Genomic DNA, 14,741 nt, shown 5'->3' on the forward strand with positions numbered 1-14,741 from the left:
AGGCCCGTCCCGAAGGGCGGGTGCGCTGCAGTGGTTCGAGACGGGGCCTTCGACAGGCTCAGTCCCCTCCTCACCACGAACGGTACAAGGCTGGACAATGACCCTCCTTTCCCAACTCGACGCGCGCTTGCAGGACTTGCACCGGCACACGGCGGAAACGCCGCTGTTCAACCCGGTGTTCCAGCTCAGCCTGGAACTGTCGCGCCGGATCGAAAGCGGCGAGCTGACGCTGGACGCGATTGCGGCGCTGGTCTCGGAACTGGAATGTGAAGGGCTGCTCGCCCGCTCGCATCGGCTGAACCGGCTGGTCGCGCCGCTGGACCAGGCGGCCAACCTCGACCGGCTGGAGGATCTGGCCAAGGCGGAAGACTTTACGGCCTTTGCCCGCCGCTGGCAGCAACCGGTGGCCCACATCGTCTTTACCGCGCACCCCACGTTCCTGCTGACCGCGCGCCAGTCCGAAGCCGTGGCAGAGGCGGCCTCATCCGGCGAGATCGGCGCGGCTACGGCCTGCGTAGCCCCGCACCAGCGCGATGCGATCACGCTCGATTCCGAACACCGCGCGGCGATGGATGCCCTGTCGCGCGCCCAGTCCGCCCGCGATGCCATGGTCCGCACCCTGCTGGCCAGCGCTCGCCAGAGCTGGCCCGATCAATGGCGCAAGCTGGCCCCCGTGCCGCTGCGCTTTGCCACCTGGGTGGGCTATGACATGGACGGCCGCACCGACATTTCCTGGGCCACCTCGCTGCGTTACCGGCTGGAGGAAAAGGCCGAGCGCCTGACCAGCTATGCCGCCGCTCTGGCGGAGGCCTCGCCCGACCTGGCCGAACGGCTGCGCGCCGCCGCAACCTATTCGCAGGCCCAGGCCGAGCGGCTGGCCGGAACCGATCTGGACGATCACGCCGCCCTGTCCGAAACGGCCAATCACCTGACAGCGGACCACCCATTCAAGCTGACCAGCCTGGCGCCGATCATTGCGGAGCTGGAACAGCAGGCCGCCAACGTGGACGATGCTGCTGCCGAAACCCTGCTGACCGTGGCGGCCGCCATGCGCGCCGACGGGCTGGGCATGGGCTGGATCCACTTCCGCGTGAATTCCAGCCAGTTGCAGAACGCGATCCGCCGCCGCATCGACCCCGATGGCAAGCTGGACCTGGCCAGCCAGGCCGCCCTGGTGCGGATGCGCGAGCTGCTGGCGGAGGCAAAGCCGCTGCGCTCCAACTTTGCCGCCCTGGCGATCGAGAACAGCACGGCGATCCGCCAGTTCCTCGCCATGGCGCAAATCCTGCGTCACATCGACAACGATGCCCCGATCCGGATGCTGGTGGCGGAATGCGAGCAGCCGACCACGGTGCTGGCCGCGCTCTATTTCGCCAGGCTGTTCGGGATTGCGGACAAGGTCGACGTATCGCCCCTGTTCGAAACCGAAAGCGCGCTGGAACACGGCGGGCGCTTCCTCGATGCCCTGCTGGCCGAGGAAGCCTACCGCGCCTATGCCCGCCAGCGTGGCCGCGTCGCGATCCAGACCGGCTTCTCCGATGCGGGCCGCTTTGTCGGCCAGATCCCGGCCGCTCTGGCCATCGAACGCCTGCAAGGGCGGCTGAGCGAAGCCATGGTCGCCAATGGGCTGGGCGATGTTGCGGCGCTGATCTTCAACACCCACGGCGAAAGCATGGGACGCGGCGCGCATCCCGATTCCTTTGCCGACCGGCTGGCCTGGCCGCTTTCGCCCTGGGCGCGGCGGCGCTTTGTCCGCGCCGGGATCAGGCTTGAGCCGGAAGTCAGTTTCCAGGGCGGCGATGGCTACCTGTTCTTCGGCACGCCGGAACTGGCGCTGGCCACCCTCACCCGCTTTGCCGAAATGCCCCCCGGCGAAACCGATGCCGATGCGCCGGTCGATCCGTTCTATCGCCGCACCGACCTCAGCCTCGACTTCTACCGTGCGATCCGCCGGTTCCAGCACGAGCAGCTGGTCAGCAAGACCTATCCCCGCGCCGTCACCGCCTTGGGCCTGGGCCTGCTGAACGACACCGGCAGCCGCAAGAGCCGCCGCCAGAGCGACCTGGCCGCCGACCGCGAGATGAGCCTGCGCCAGATCCGCGCGATCCCGCACAATGCCGTGCTTCAGCAGCTCGGCTATCCGGTCAACGTGATTGCCGGGTTTGGCACGGCGGCGGAAGGCAATTACGAGGCCCTGGCCGAACTGCTTTCCGAAAGCGAACGCGGGCGGCAACTGGTTCGGCTGGTGCGCAGCGCCAATGCCCTGGCCAGCATCAAGACCGTCGCCGCCTTTGGCGAACTGTTCAACTCCGCCTATTGGGCCAGCCGCCCCTATCGCGGGGACGAGGGCCATATTGCCGATGCCTGCCTGGCCCTGGCCGAATACCTGACCACCGACGACCGCACCGGCGTGTTCCGCCGCATGGCCAGCCGGCTGCGGGTCGATGCGCTGAAGCTGCACCGCCTGCTCGCCCTGATCCCGGACGAGGCTCCGCTGCCCGGGCGCGAGCATACCCGTCGCACCCTGGGCGTGCTTCAGGCGCTGCGCCTCGCCCTGTTCCAGCACATGTTCCTGCGGGTCGTATCGGTCCCGGCCTTCAGCCGCGCGAACGACATCGCGCGCGAGGACGTGCTGGAGATGGTCTTCACTTTGCGGGTCGAGGAAGCCCTGGCCCAGCTGCGCCGTGCTTTCCCCGCCACCGAGCCGCACCTGGGCGATTTCACCATTGCCGAGCCGAGCGACTATCCGGACGAAGCAGCGGTCGGCTATGACGCCATCCACCGCGATTTCATCGACCCGATTGGCGCGGCGCAGGCGCTATCGCTGCGGATTACCACGGCGATTGCCAACCTGTTCGGCGCCCACGGCTAACGCCGCCGCCACTCCGCAATGCGCGGGCCGTGGTCAAGGAAGCTGACCAGCACGTCCGCCGCGCGCAGACCGGCGCGGGCCTTGAACGCGCGCCACGGGGAATGGTCTCCCGCTTCGGGCGCGCTCGCCCCTTCGCGCAGGGGTTCCAGGAGCCGCGCGGTGAAGGCCGCGATCAGGCCAGGGTCCCGGATCGTCGCGACATATTCGGCATTGGCGCGGTGGCTGACGAAATCGAAGTTGGACGATCCCACCACCAGCGCCGCACCATCGACCAGCATGGCCTTGGCATGGGTCATCATCGGGGTCAGGCGAATATCCAGCCCTGATTTCCGCGCCACGCCCATCAGGTAATCGCGGATCACCGGCTTGTTGTTGGGGCGCGGGGTATAGAGCCGCACCGGCACCCCGCGCGCGGCAACCTCTGCAAGGGCATCGACGAAGGGAAAGGTCGGATAGGCGCTGACCACTTCGATGGATTGCCGCGCGCTGGCAATCAGGTCGAGCACCGGGCCGAACCCGGCCTCGTTCGCGGTTCCATCCAGGCTGAGCAGGTCAAACCCGTTCACTTCCGCACTGGTCGTGGCGGTCTGCCCGGTCCAGTCACGGTTAAATTCGCCTGCCAACCAGTCTGCCACTTGCGGGCATTCGATCCGCACCATCATGTCGTGCCAGGCAAAGTTGTGGTCGGAAAAGTTGATCCCGCCGATCCAGGCGGCATCGTCGATCACCAGCAGCTTCTTGTGGTTGCGCGTGGCATAGCGCAGCGGATTACGCCCGACCGGATTGGTCACCCGCAGCCCCGCGCCGCTGGCGATCATCGCGTCGAACAGGTCCCAGGTCGCCGCTGCCTCGGCATGGAGCGGCTTGCTGCGCGACAGGGCCAGGAAGGTGTCGTTGACGACGTGGCGGGTGTAATCGTCCACCAGCACGCGGCGTTCCCGCGCGGGACTGGCGATCACTGCCCCGGCTACGGCCTGCCCGGCGGCATCGCCTTCAAAGGTCATGGCCTGGATCAGGACGCGGTCACGCGCGGCCGCGATATCGGCGCTGGCGCGGCGCCAGAATTCTTCCGACCCGACCGTCAGGTCAACTTTTGCAGTGCTTTGCGATGCCATGGCGGGCGCTTGCCAGCAGCCGCGCCGCCAGACAAGAGGAGCGGACGGACAAAAGGCCCGCCCGCTCCAGAAAGATCAGGCCAGCCCCTTGTCCAGGCTGCGCTGGGTAGCATCGCCGATCTGGCTGCCCCCGTCGATGTCCAGGATCGTGCCGGTGATGTACTTGGCCGCATCGCTGGACAGGAACACCGCGCCCTCGGCGATTTCCTCGATAAAGCCCCAGCGCTTCATCGCGATCCGCTCGAAGTGCTTGGCCTTGGTCGAGGCATCGGGAGCCAGCCGAGCCATGCCCTCGGTCCCCTCGATCGGGCCGGGCGAAATGCCGTTGACCCGCACGTTCGGTCCCCATTCCAGCGCCAGCACGCGGATCAGCTGGTTGATCCCGGCCTTGGCCGCGCAGGCATGGGCCTGAAGCTGGACCGCGTTGACCGCCTGCCCTGCCGTAATGGCAATCAGCGAGGCATGGGGCGCGAGGAATTCGTGGCACCCCCGGAACACGTTGAACGTGCCGTTGAGGTCGATGTCGACCACGGTCTTGAAGGCATTGGCGCTCATCCCCAGAACGGGCGCCAGGAAGTTCCCCGCCGCGCCGGAAATGACGATGTCGAACAGGCCCAGGCGGTTGTGCACTTCCTCCATGGCCGCACGGATCGCGCCGTAGTCGCGCACGTCGGCGGTCAAACCGATGGCGTCATGGCCGATTTCAGCCGCAGCCGCGGCGGCCTTTTCGGGATTGCGGCCCAGCACGGCCACCTTGGCGCCCAGCTCGGCATAGCGCTTGGCAATGCCCAGGTTGATGCCCGAAGTGCCGCCGGCGATGAAAGCGACCTTGCCTTCCAGCAGGCCGTCGCGAAAGGGTGAGATCATCTCTGTAGCTCCTTAGCGCGGGGCCATGCGGATCGCGCCGTCAAGGCGGATGCACTGGCCATTGAAATAGGTGTTGCGCGCCAGTTCCAGCGCCAGGCTGCCGAATTCCTCCGGCTTGCCCAGGCGCTTGGGGAACGGCACCGAAGCGGCCAGACTTTCCAGCACTTGCGGCTTGGCCCCCAGCATCAGCGGCGTGGCGAAGATCCCCGGCATGATCGAATTGACGCGGATGCCAACGTCCGACAAGTCGCGCGCCATGGGCAGGACCAGCCCGTTCACGCCCGCCTTGGCCGAACCATAGATGACCTGGCCGATCTGCCCGTCCTGCGCCGCGACCGAGGCGGTCAGGGTGATGCAACCGCGCTCGCCATCCTCCAGCGGCTCAAGCCCGGCCATGCCCTCTGCCGAAAGCGAGGCAAGGCGGTAGCTGGCGACCAGGATGCCCTGGACGCCGTAGATGTAATCTTCGGTGGAGAGGCGCTTCAGCTTGCCCGCTTCCTTGTCATAGGCCAGCGTCTTGCCCCGGCGGCTGGTCATCGCGCAGTGCACCAGGATGCGTTCCTGCCCGTGGGCGGCGCGGGCCTTTTCAAACCCGGCCACGACCGATTCCTCGCTGGTGATGTCCACCTTGCAGAACAGGCCGCCGATAGCCTTGGCCACGGCCTCGCCCTTTTCCTCGTTCACGTCGAAGATGGCGACCTTTGCGCCCGCCGCGGCCAGCGCCTCGGCAGTGGCCTGGCCCAGGCCGGAAGCGCCACCGGTAACCACGGCGGCAGTCGATGAATCAATCCGCATTTGACTCTCCTTTTAATCGCGCGATTAATGCCCTGCGAATGCCGGAGGGGCAAGGGAGGATTGGATGCCGCATAGTGTTGATGTGTTTTGGTCGTTTCGCAGCCCCTATTCGTACATCGTGGTGCCCAAGCTGATCGAGCTGGAGAGCCAGTGGGACGCACAGGTCAACGTCAGGCCGGTCCTGCCGATTGCCGTGCGCCAGCCGGATTTCTTCGCCAATGCCGATCCGCTGTGGACCACCTACCTGATGCGCGACTGCGTGCGCAGCGCCGAGTTCGCCGGAATGCCGCTGCGCTGGCCCCGGCCCGATCCGGTCAAGATGGACTTCGCCACGCGGACCTATCCCAAGGAACAGCCGCACATCCACCGCCTGACCCGGCTGGGCGTGCTCGCCGCCGAACGCGGCAAGGGCCTGCCCGTCCTGCGCGCGGTCAGCCACCTGATCTGGTCGGGCGAGACCGACAACTGGCACGAAGGCGACCACCTGGCCCGCGCTTTCGAACAGGCGGACTGCGACCTGGCCGAAATGGACGCAGTGCAGGAGGCGGAGGCCGAGCGGCTCGACGAGGTAATCAAGCAGAACGAGGCCGACCAGCGCCTGGGCGGACATTACGGCGTGCCGCTGATGGTCTATGAAGGCGAGCCGTTCTTTGGCCAGGACCGCTATGACCAGCTGGTCTGGCGGATGCAACAGCAGGGGATGCAGGCGCGCTAGGCAAACCGCCTTCGACAGGCTCAGGCTGAGCGGGGTGTTGGAACCGAAAGAACCACGCTCAGGCTGAACTGCTGTTGGACCGTTATAAAACCCCGCTCAGGCTGAGCTTGTCGAAGCCGGGTTGCTCACAGCCCCAGCCCTACCCCCGGCGCTTGGGCGCCTTGGTAAAGCTCCACCCGTTCGGCATCGCCCGCGCCACCAGATTGCCGATCGAGGCCGGTTGCCGCGCAACCAGGCTGTCGAACAGCCGCGCCACGGCGGAGCCGCGCGGCGCTTCGCCGTCGAGTTCGCTCACCAGCCGGGTAAGGACGCGCAGGGCAATCGCGCGCGGTGCGGCGGGGCGATAGGTCAGGCCCATCGGCCCTTTCGTCACCGCTTCGGACCATTCGCGCGCGGCGGCCCATTCCAGCGCCGCATCGGCATCGGCCAGATTGGCCGCGCTTTGGGCCAGGGCCGGAACGTCGATCCATTCGGCCCCGGCCAGCGCCTTGCGGATGCGGACGCGGTCAAAGCGGTCGTCCAGATTGGACGGGTCCTGCGCCGCGTCGATCCCCGCTGCGGAGACGATCCCGGCCAGTTCCGCGCGCCGCCAGCCCAGCAAGGGACGAACCAATGGCAAGCGCATGCCGGGGACCAGGCCCCGCGCCCGCACTCCGGCCAGTCCCGATGCGCCGCTGCCCCGGTTCAGCCGCAAGAGCAGCGTTTCCGCCTGATCGTCGGCATGGTGTGCGGTGGCCAGGGCTTCCAGTCCCTCGGCTTCCATCCACTCCGCCAGCGCCGCATAGCGCGCCGCCCGCGCCTGGGACTGGACGTTGCCCGCGGGAACTTCGACACGCAAGGTCCGGTGCGGGACGTCCAGCGAGGCGCAGACCCGCGCCACCATGTCGGCTTCCTGCGCCGCTTTCGGGCGGAGGCCATGATCGACGGTGGCCGCCGCGATCCGGTCCGGCAGGGCGGCGCGCGCCAGCAGCAGCAGGGCAAGGCTGTCCGGCCCGCCCGATACGGCCAGGCCCAACCGGCCAGTCCCGCTCCACAGCGCCGCAAGATCGGCAGTGAAGCGGGCGGTCAGTTGCAGATCAGGTGCGGTCACGGCTCCCGATCAAGAGCACTTCAAGCCGCGCTTGGTCGCATCGTACTGGCCCTTGAGCCGTCCGGCGGCGTCCTTGGCGAATTCACGCTCGAACTGGTCCAGCGCAACGCAGGCGCGGTTGGTGTCCTTCATCTGGCGCATGGATTCGGCCAGCAGCAGCACGCTGTCGCCAGCGCGTTCACCCTTGGGATTGGCCTTGTAGTTCTGGAGGAACCAGCTTGCCGCTTCGCGCGGGTTGCCATCGTCCAGATAGGCGCGGCCCAGCAGGTTGCGGGCAAAGCTGCCGCGCGAATGCTTGGGGTACTTGGTCAGGAACAGCTTCAGCTGCTGCTGCGCTTCGGGATAGAACTTCGCTTCCCACAGGCGGAAGCCATAGGAATATTCGTCATCGCCCGGATCCTGGGTCTGCGGCTTTTCAATCGCGCGCACTGCCGCAACCCGCTGCGCCGAGGGCGTGGCGGCGGGCTTCGCTACCGGAGCTGCTGCTGGCGCTGCGGGCTTGCCCGCTGCCACTTGCGCCGCTGCCGGGGCCGCAGCCGAAGCGCCGCCGCTCATCGCCGCAAGATTGCTGGACGAAGCCGTGCTGGCCGTCGCCACTTCGCCCACTGCCGGCTTGCCCGCTTCCATGGCGGCAAGGCGCGCTTCCAGCTTTTCCAGCCGGTTGCGATCTTCCTCTACCTGCGAGGTCAGGCGCGCGACCTGTCCTTCCAGCGAGTCCATGCGGGTCAGCATGTCGGCATTGGGATTGCTGGCGGGCGTGCCGCTGGGGGCAGTGCCGGTCTGGCTGGGCTGGATCTGCGGGAAAAACCGCCCGTCGCCGCCCGGAAAGACCACGCGTTGCAGGGCGGACACTTCGGATTCCACCTTGCGCACGCGGGTTTCCAGGCTGACCCCGCCCGTGTCCTGGGCAAAGGCCGGGGCCGCGATCAACAGGGCCAGGGTGGCTACCAGGGGCTTGTGCTGGATAAGTCGCTTCATGTGCCTCAGTCCATCGAAATTGGATGCGCGGCTTGAACCAGTCCGGCCGAACTGGCGATTAACCGTCAGGGCGATCTAGCCGCGCCGCAAGGCCCGTGTCGAGCAGCCGGAAAAAGCTATCCGCAGGCTAGGTTGCAGCAGGCGCGGGCGCGGGTGCCTCCACCGCAGCGGGCGCAGGGCTGGCCGGTGCGGGCGCAGGCTGGGCCGCGCGGGCCGGACGCTGCGGACGGCTTGCCGACGGAGCCGCAGCCTGGACCGCAGGTGCCGCACTGGGCGCGCCGCGCGCCAGCAAGGCCGCTGCGGTGACCGGAACGTTGTTGATCGACTGCTGCTTGTCCGAAAGCTTGGGCACCGGCTGGCCGTTCACCGTGATTTCCAGCGCGTCGGGCCGCACCGTGGCGAGGCGCACGTCGGGCTGGTCGGACGGAACGGTCCAGCTTTCGCCCTGGACCAGCTCCTTTTGCAGCAGCTGGTTGCCCACCGCATCGGTGAACTTCACCCAGACCTTGGGCGCGGTGGCCGTGAACACCACCGTGCCGGCGGTTGCTGGTGCAGGTGCAGACGCCGGGGCCGCCGCGACGGGAGCAGGAGCCTGGGTTTCGAGGATTGACGGCAATTCCACCGCTGGCGCAATCATCGGCCGGGCGAAGAAGAACACCGCCACCAGCACCACCACGATCCCCAGCGCGGCCAGCCAGACCAGACCGCCGCCCGGCACCCGCGCCGGATCGCCGGGTTCAAAGGTCTGCACGGTGCGGCGCGGCTCGGCCGGTTCCTGCGCGTCAAGTTCGCGGCGCACCGCGTTGACGATCTCCACCGGATCGAGCCCGACCACCTTGGCATAAGAGCGAGAGAAGCCCACGGCATAGGTCCGCGCGGGCAGTGCGGCATAGTCTCCGGTCTCGATAGCGACCAGGTGGCGTTCCGGAATGCGCAGGACGGCGCAGGCCTGGGCCCGGCTCATTCCCGCGGCTTCACGTGCGCGCAGTAACCGTGCCCCGGCATTATCCAGAGGCAGTTCGGCCTCCGCCACTTCTGTATCCGACATTTCAACCCCGACAATTGCGACCTGGCCGTCTGGTGTTCCAGCTGGCCCGGACAATCCCTTATCCGGGGTTGAAGTCAACGGAAAACACCTAGGCTAGACGAGTCGCATCGACGGGATGGCCCGTAAATGTGACGGGCCGGTGAAATTGGCACCGGCAGCCCGTCAGTCCGCCTCGATTCCGCGCTCGGCGGCCCACTGCGCCAGCGCGTCGCGCAGGCTGGCCGGGGGGTGGGAGAGCCACTGGTTCATCGCCTCGGTGATTTCGGGCAGGTCGACCTTGCGCACCAGCTCCTTGATCGGCCCCACCCCGGCAGGCGTGATCGACAGTCGGCGGATGCCAATGCCCAGCAGGGCGAGCGCCTCCAACCGGCGTCCCCCCATTTCGCCGCAGACCGTAATGTCGATAGGATGCCCGGCCAGGCTCAACTGCACCCGCTTGAGGAAGCGCATGATCGAGGGCGAAAGCCAGTCATAGCGCTCCGCCAGCTTGGGATTGGCGCGGTCCGCGGCAAACAGGAACTGGGTCAGGTCATTCGTGCCGATCGAAAGGAACGACAGGCGCGGCGCTAGCACGTCCAACTGTTCCGCCAGAGCCGGAACCTCCAGCATCGCGCCATAGCGGACCGCCTCGGGCAGCAGCTTCTTCTGGGCCTTGAGGTACTTCCGCTGGTTTTCGAACACTTCGCGCGCGGCGTCGAATTCCCAGGGTTCGGACACCATCGGGAACATCACGTTCAGCGTGCGGCCCGCTGCTGCCTCCAGCAGGGACCGGGCCTGGACCTTGAGCAGCCCTTCCCGCTCCAGCGCAACGCGCAGCGCGCGCCAGCCCATCGCGGGGTTCTCTTCATGCTCACCGTCGTTGTGGCGCAGGTAGGGCAGCACCTTGTCGCCGCCGATGTCCACCGTGCGGAACACCACCGACTTGTCTCCCGCCGCTTCCAGCACGTCGCGGTACAGCCGGGTCTGGCGTTCGCGCGCGGGCAGGGTGGCAGAGACGAGGAACTGGAATTCGGTGCGGAACAGGCCCACCCCGTCCGCCCCGGCCAGGGCCAGGTTGGGCATGTCATCGCGCAGGCCCGCATTCATCATCACGGTGATGCGGGTCCCGTCGCGGGTAAATGGTTCAACATCGCGCAGCGCGGCATAGGCGGCCGCGCGTTCCTTGCTTTTGACGAAGCGCGCGTCGAATGCCTCGATCATGGCGTCGATGGGGCGGACGGTCGCCTCGCCCTTGTCGGCATCGAGCAGCAGCAGGTCCCCGTCGCGGACCACTCCGCGCAGCGACCGCACCCGGCCGAGCACCGGAATGCCCATGGCCCGCGCCACGATCACGACGTGCGCCGTCAGCGAGCCTTCCTCCAGGATCACGCCTTTCAGCCGCCGCTTGTCATATTCCAGCAGTTCGGCCGGGCCAAGATTGCGGGCGATCAGGATCGTATCACCGCGCAGACCCTGGCTGGCCGCCGTACCCATCTGGCCCGAAACGATGCGGAGCAGCCGATTGGAGAGATCCTCCAGATCGTGCATCCGGTCGGCCAGCAGCGGATCGTCGATCTGCCGCATCCGCATCCGGGTGCGCTGCTGCACGCGCTCAATCGCCGCCTCTGCCGTCAGGCCGGAATCAATCGCCTCGATGATCCGGCGGCTCCACCCTTCGTCGTAAGCGAACATCTTGTAGGTCTGGAGCACTTCCTCATGCTCGCCCCCCACGCCGAATTCGGCCTGGCTGGCCATCCGGTCGATCTGTTCGCGCATCTTGTCAAAGGCGAGGTAGACGCGCTGCAATTCGGCATCGCGGTCCTCGGCCATGACGTGTTCGATGGTGATCCGCGGCTGGTGATAGACCGCCGTGCCCATGGCCAGGCCCTTGACCAGGGTCAGGCCGGGCAAGCGCACCGGCCCGGTCTGCTGCGGGCCCAGCGCCGCCTGCTCGTCATCGACCAGGCCCGCGTTCGAAATCAGTTCGGACAGGACCATGGCGACCGTTTGCAGCGCCTCGATCTCCACCTCTTCATAGCGGCGCGGCTCGTCATGCTGGACGCAGAGCACGCCCACCGCCCGTTCGCGCCGCACGATCGGCACGCCGGCGAAGGAGTGGTACTTTTCCTCCCCCGTTTCCGGGCGGTACGAAAAGTCCGGGTGAGCCGTAGCCTCCGCCAGGTTCAGCGTTTCGATGTTTTCGGCAATCGTCCCGACCAGCCCTTCGCCCACGCCCATGCGGGTGACGTGGACCGCCTCTTGCGCCAGCCCCTTGGTGGCGAAGAGTTCCAGCATCCCTTCGCGCAGCAGGTAGATCGAGCAGACCTCGCTATCCAGCCCTTCGCCGATCACCTCGACCACGGTGTTCAGCTTGGCCTGCGCATGGCTGCGCGAAGCCATCACGTCGTGCAGACGGGTCAGGATCGTGCGGGCGGCGGAAACGGCGCTGGTCACTGGCATGAGCGCGAGCGTAGACCAAACCTGGCCGTGTGCAAACGCAGCCTATCCAGTTTGGATACGAATTTATACTTTGCGCTGGTTTAAGCATGGCCGGGGAGGGGCCGCAGCCCCTCCCCGCACCGTTCAGATATGCGCCAGCTCTTCCTTAATTCGGAGCTTCCGCTTCTTCAGGAGCTGGACAGTCGCTGGATCAGGCATGGGTCGGCTCAATTCTTCCCGGATCTGCCGTTCAAGACCCGCGTGCTTGAGCTGTAATGCGCTGAAATGCGATTGTTCCATTGGGGATCCTCCTTGTTCTAGCCCCCAGGGCTGCAAGGACCGACCGGTACCCGACTCGGCATCCGGCGAGTCACTGCGATTGTCATGAAAACACATTAAGCCTATCTTGCGAAGCGGATATGCGAGGGCCCGCAACGGGTCTGCGATAGACCGGCAAGCGGAGACCAGGGCGTGAACGAGGAAGAGCTGAAAAAGCGGCTGGAAATGCTGCGGATCGAGCATCGCGACCTCGACGCCGCCATCGATGCCCTGACCGGCGCCGGTTCGGTCGACCAGCTCCAGATTGCCCGCCTGAAAAAGCGCAAGCTGAAGCTGAAAGACCAGATGGCCATGATCGAGGACTACCTGATCCCGGACATCATCGCCTGATCATGCGGGCCAAAAAGTGTCCCCATTAGGGACAGTTCCTAATTAGCGCGGCAAAGCAACCTTAACCAGGTTGGCAAGAGTGATTCGCAGGGCCTATCGCAGCGGCATGACATCACCGGCCAGCATCAGTTCCCGGATTATCGAAGGTCTGTATTGCGAGGCGCTGGTCCTGACGGATGAGGTCCGTTCGGCCTTTGCCCCGTCAGCCGCAGCCAATCGCAGCGACCAGGATGATGAAGCTACCGTCGCCCTGTCCTGCGAAGCGCTGCGGACCACGACGCGGATGATGCAGGCCGTTGCCTGGCTGCTCAACCACCGGGCTTTCCTGGCTGGGGAGCTGAGCGAATTCCAGTTGCGCCGTTACGGGCAGCTGCATCCCTGCGCATCTGCGGACCCGGCGCGGCTGCCCCTGCTCCCGCCCGAGATGCGTGAATTGATCGGAGAGACAGAGCGGTTTCATGCGCGGCTGATGCGGCTTGATGCGGGCTGGCGCTCGCAGGCGGCGGATCAGGCGGTCGATCTGCCGAACCCGCCGCAACGGCTGCACGGACGCGCGCGCGGTTAGCCTTTCCCAACACGCTTTCTCTCGACTTCGACCGCAGCGCTCCCCATATCGGCAGCGCGATGAACATACCGTCCAAACCCTGGCCGACCGGCCTGAGCGAACAGTGCGAACCGCTGGTGCGGCGCGTGCTTGCGCCCAATGCCTCGCATTACACCTACACCGGAACGCAGACCTATATCGTCGGCGCGGGGCAGGAAGTGGCGGTGATCGACCCCGGCCCGGCGGACAGCGGAGCCGATGGCGATCCCTCTCCCTTCAAGGGCGCGGACACCAATGGCCAGGGCCATGTCGAAGCGATCCTTGCCGCTGTAGGCGATGCGCGGATCGGCGCGATCCTGTGCACCCATACCCACCGCGACCACTCTCCCGCCGCCGCCGTCCTGAAGGCCCGGACCGGCGCGCCGATCATTGGCTGTGCGCCCTTGGTGCTGAGCGACGATGGCCCGCGCGCCGACAGTGCCTTTGACCAGAGCTATGCGCCGGACCGCATACTGGCTGATGGCGAGCGGATCAGCGGCCCGGACTGGATAATCGAAGCGGTCGCCACCCCCGGCCACACCAGCAACCACCTGTGCTATGCCCTGGTCGAAAGCGGCGCGCTGTTTACCGGCGATCACGTCATGGCCTGGTCGACCAGCGTCGTCTCCCCGCCGGACGGGGACATGAGCGCCTATATGGCCAGCCTGGCCAAGCTTTATGACCGCGAGGACAGGGTCTTTTATCCCGCCCACGGTCCGGCAGTGGAAAAGCCGAAGCAACTCGTGCGCGGGATGCTCGGCCACCGCCGCCAGCGCGAAAGCCAGATCCTGCGCCTGCTGGGTGAAGGGCCGCAGACTATCCCGGACATGGTCGCCGCCATGTACAAGGGGCTGGACCCACGCCTGACCGGAGCGGCCGGGCGCTCGGTCCTCGCCCACCTCTATGACCTGCGCGGCAAGGGCATGGTGGCAGAGGATGACGAGACATGGCGACTGACCTGACCCGCCCGCGCGGCAATCCGCTGCCGTGGGTGCTCGCCGCGGGGTCGCTGGCCATGGCGGGTTATTTCGGCTGGCTCGCCTATGGCCCGGAGGATCACGGCGACCCGATCACCACCAGCCTCGCCGCCTTTGAAAAGGCGAACCGGCTGACTGTGTTCTCGGCCCAGCTGGTGCCGGTGGTCACTTCGGATGACGAGCGGATGTTCGGCCTGCTGAAAAGCCGCCAGGTCGCGGTCATCCCAGCGCGGGTGGACTACACCCTGGACCTGTCGCGGCTCGATGCGAACCGGCTCGGCTGGGACAAGGAGGGCAAGCGGCTCGACGTGACGCTGCCCCCTCTGCAAGTGTCCAAGCCGAACATGGACGAGGCCAATGCCCAGTACCTGCGCGAAGGGGTGTGGATCACCGGCGATGCCCAGGCCAAGCTGACCCGCAGCAATACCATCGTGGCCGAGCGCGAGGCGGCCCGGCAGGCGGCCAACCCGGTGCTGCTCGATCTCGCCCGCGATGCCGCGCGGCAGGCCGTGACACAGAACCTCTCCGCGCCGCTGAAGGTGGCGGGCTATGGCGATGTGCGGATCACTGTGCACTTCGACGGAGAGCCGACGCCGCCCTGACGAACGACATTG

At 66.8% G+C, this 14,741-nt stretch carries 14 protein-coding genes; 6 read left to right on the plus strand and 8 right to left on the minus strand.

Annotated features, from left to right (window positions below):
• Positions 1-97: 97 nt before the first annotated feature.
• Positions 98-2,872, plus strand: a complete 2,775-nt coding sequence (locus tag ACQKOE_RS12410) for a phosphoenolpyruvate carboxylase (RefSeq protein WP_427513059.1) — start codon at positions 98-100, stop codon at positions 2,870-2,872.
• Here the strand turns inward: ACQKOE_RS12410 and ACQKOE_RS12415 are convergent.
• The 3 genes from ACQKOE_RS12415 to ACQKOE_RS12425 form a co-directional block, all read right to left on the minus strand.
• Positions 2,869-3,987, minus strand: a complete 1,119-nt coding sequence (locus ACQKOE_RS12415) for a phospholipase D-like domain-containing protein (protein WP_427513060.1) — start codon at positions 3,985-3,987, stop codon at positions 2,869-2,871. The genes ACQKOE_RS12410 and ACQKOE_RS12415 overlap by 4 nt on opposite strands.
• A gap of 75 nt (positions 3,988-4,062) precedes the next feature.
• On the minus strand, positions 4,063-4,851 hold the full coding sequence (locus tag ACQKOE_RS12420) for an SDR family oxidoreductase (RefSeq protein WP_374588837.1): 789 nt from the start codon (positions 4,849-4,851) through the stop codon (positions 4,063-4,065).
• 15 nt (positions 4,852-4,866) lie between these two features.
• Positions 4,867-5,649, minus strand: coding sequence for an SDR family oxidoreductase (locus ACQKOE_RS12425; RefSeq protein WP_427513061.1), 783 nt, complete (start codon positions 5,647-5,649; stop codon positions 4,867-4,869).
• Between the two features lie 64 nt (positions 5,650-5,713).
• Here ACQKOE_RS12425 and ACQKOE_RS12430 point away from each other — a divergent pair, with 64 nt between their 5' ends.
• On the plus strand, positions 5,714-6,364 hold the full coding sequence (locus ACQKOE_RS12430) for a 2-hydroxychromene-2-carboxylate isomerase (RefSeq protein ID WP_427513062.1): 651 nt from the start codon (positions 5,714-5,716) through the stop codon (positions 6,362-6,364).
• A gap of 139 nt (positions 6,365-6,503) precedes the next feature.
• Here the strand turns inward: ACQKOE_RS12430 and tilS are convergent, their stop codons facing one another.
• The 5 genes from tilS to ACQKOE_RS12455 form a co-directional block, all read right to left on the minus strand.
• Positions 6,504-7,454, minus strand: a complete 951-nt coding sequence (tilS, locus tag ACQKOE_RS12435) for a tRNA lysidine(34) synthetase TilS (RefSeq protein ID WP_427513063.1) — start codon at positions 7,452-7,454, stop codon at positions 6,504-6,506.
• Positions 7,455-7,463: 9 nt separating this feature from the next.
• A complete protein-coding gene (locus tag ACQKOE_RS12440; RefSeq protein ID WP_427513064.1) occupies positions 7,464-8,432 on the minus strand; it encodes a tetratricopeptide repeat protein in 969 nt (322 codons plus the stop codon).
• 127 nt (positions 8,433-8,559) lie between these two features.
• Positions 8,560-9,480, minus strand: coding sequence for a helix-turn-helix domain-containing protein (locus ACQKOE_RS12445; RefSeq protein ID WP_427513065.1), 921 nt, complete (start codon positions 9,478-9,480; stop codon positions 8,560-8,562).
• A 162-nt stretch (positions 9,481-9,642) separates the two neighbouring features.
• Positions 9,643-11,919, minus strand: coding sequence for a phosphoenolpyruvate--protein phosphotransferase (gene ptsP / locus ACQKOE_RS12450; RefSeq protein WP_427513066.1), 2,277 nt, complete (start codon positions 11,917-11,919; stop codon positions 9,643-9,645).
• A gap of 123 nt (positions 11,920-12,042) precedes the next feature.
• A complete protein-coding gene (locus ACQKOE_RS12455; RefSeq protein ID WP_374588716.1) occupies positions 12,043-12,198 on the minus strand; it encodes a YdcH family protein in 156 nt (51 codons plus the stop codon).
• A 171-nt stretch (positions 12,199-12,369) separates the two neighbouring features.
• Between ACQKOE_RS12455 and ACQKOE_RS12460 the strand changes: the two genes are divergently transcribed.
• The 4 genes from ACQKOE_RS12460 (at position 12,370) to ACQKOE_RS12475 (ending at position 14,729) form a co-directional block, all read left to right on the plus strand.
• The gene (locus ACQKOE_RS12460; protein ID WP_374588718.1) at positions 12,370-12,567 is read left to right on the plus strand and encodes a YdcH family protein; all 198 of its coding nucleotides are present in this window, start codon (positions 12,370-12,372) and stop codon (positions 12,565-12,567) included.
• A gap of 106 nt (positions 12,568-12,673) precedes the next feature.
• On the plus strand, positions 12,674-13,132 hold the full coding sequence (locus ACQKOE_RS12465) for a DUF1465 family protein (protein ID WP_427513067.1): 459 nt from the start codon (positions 12,674-12,676) through the stop codon (positions 13,130-13,132).
• 59 nt (positions 13,133-13,191) lie between these two features.
• Positions 13,192-14,112: an MBL fold metallo-hydrolase gene (locus ACQKOE_RS12470; protein ID WP_427513068.1), complete on the plus strand. Its 921-nt coding sequence runs from the start codon at positions 13,192-13,194 to the stop codon at positions 14,110-14,112.
• Positions 14,097-14,729 carry a DUF4230 domain-containing protein gene (locus ACQKOE_RS12475; RefSeq protein ID WP_427513069.1) on the plus strand — a complete coding sequence of 211 codons (633 nt, stop codon included), beginning with the start codon at positions 14,097-14,099 and terminating at the stop codon, positions 14,727-14,729. Before ACQKOE_RS12470 ends, ACQKOE_RS12475 begins: the two co-directional genes overlap by 16 nt.
• Positions 14,730-14,741 lie beyond the last annotated feature (12 nt).

Source organism: Novosphingobium sp. NPDC080210, assembly GCF_050281025.1.
Lineage (GTDB): Bacteria > Pseudomonadota > Alphaproteobacteria > Sphingomonadales > Sphingomonadaceae > Novosphingobium.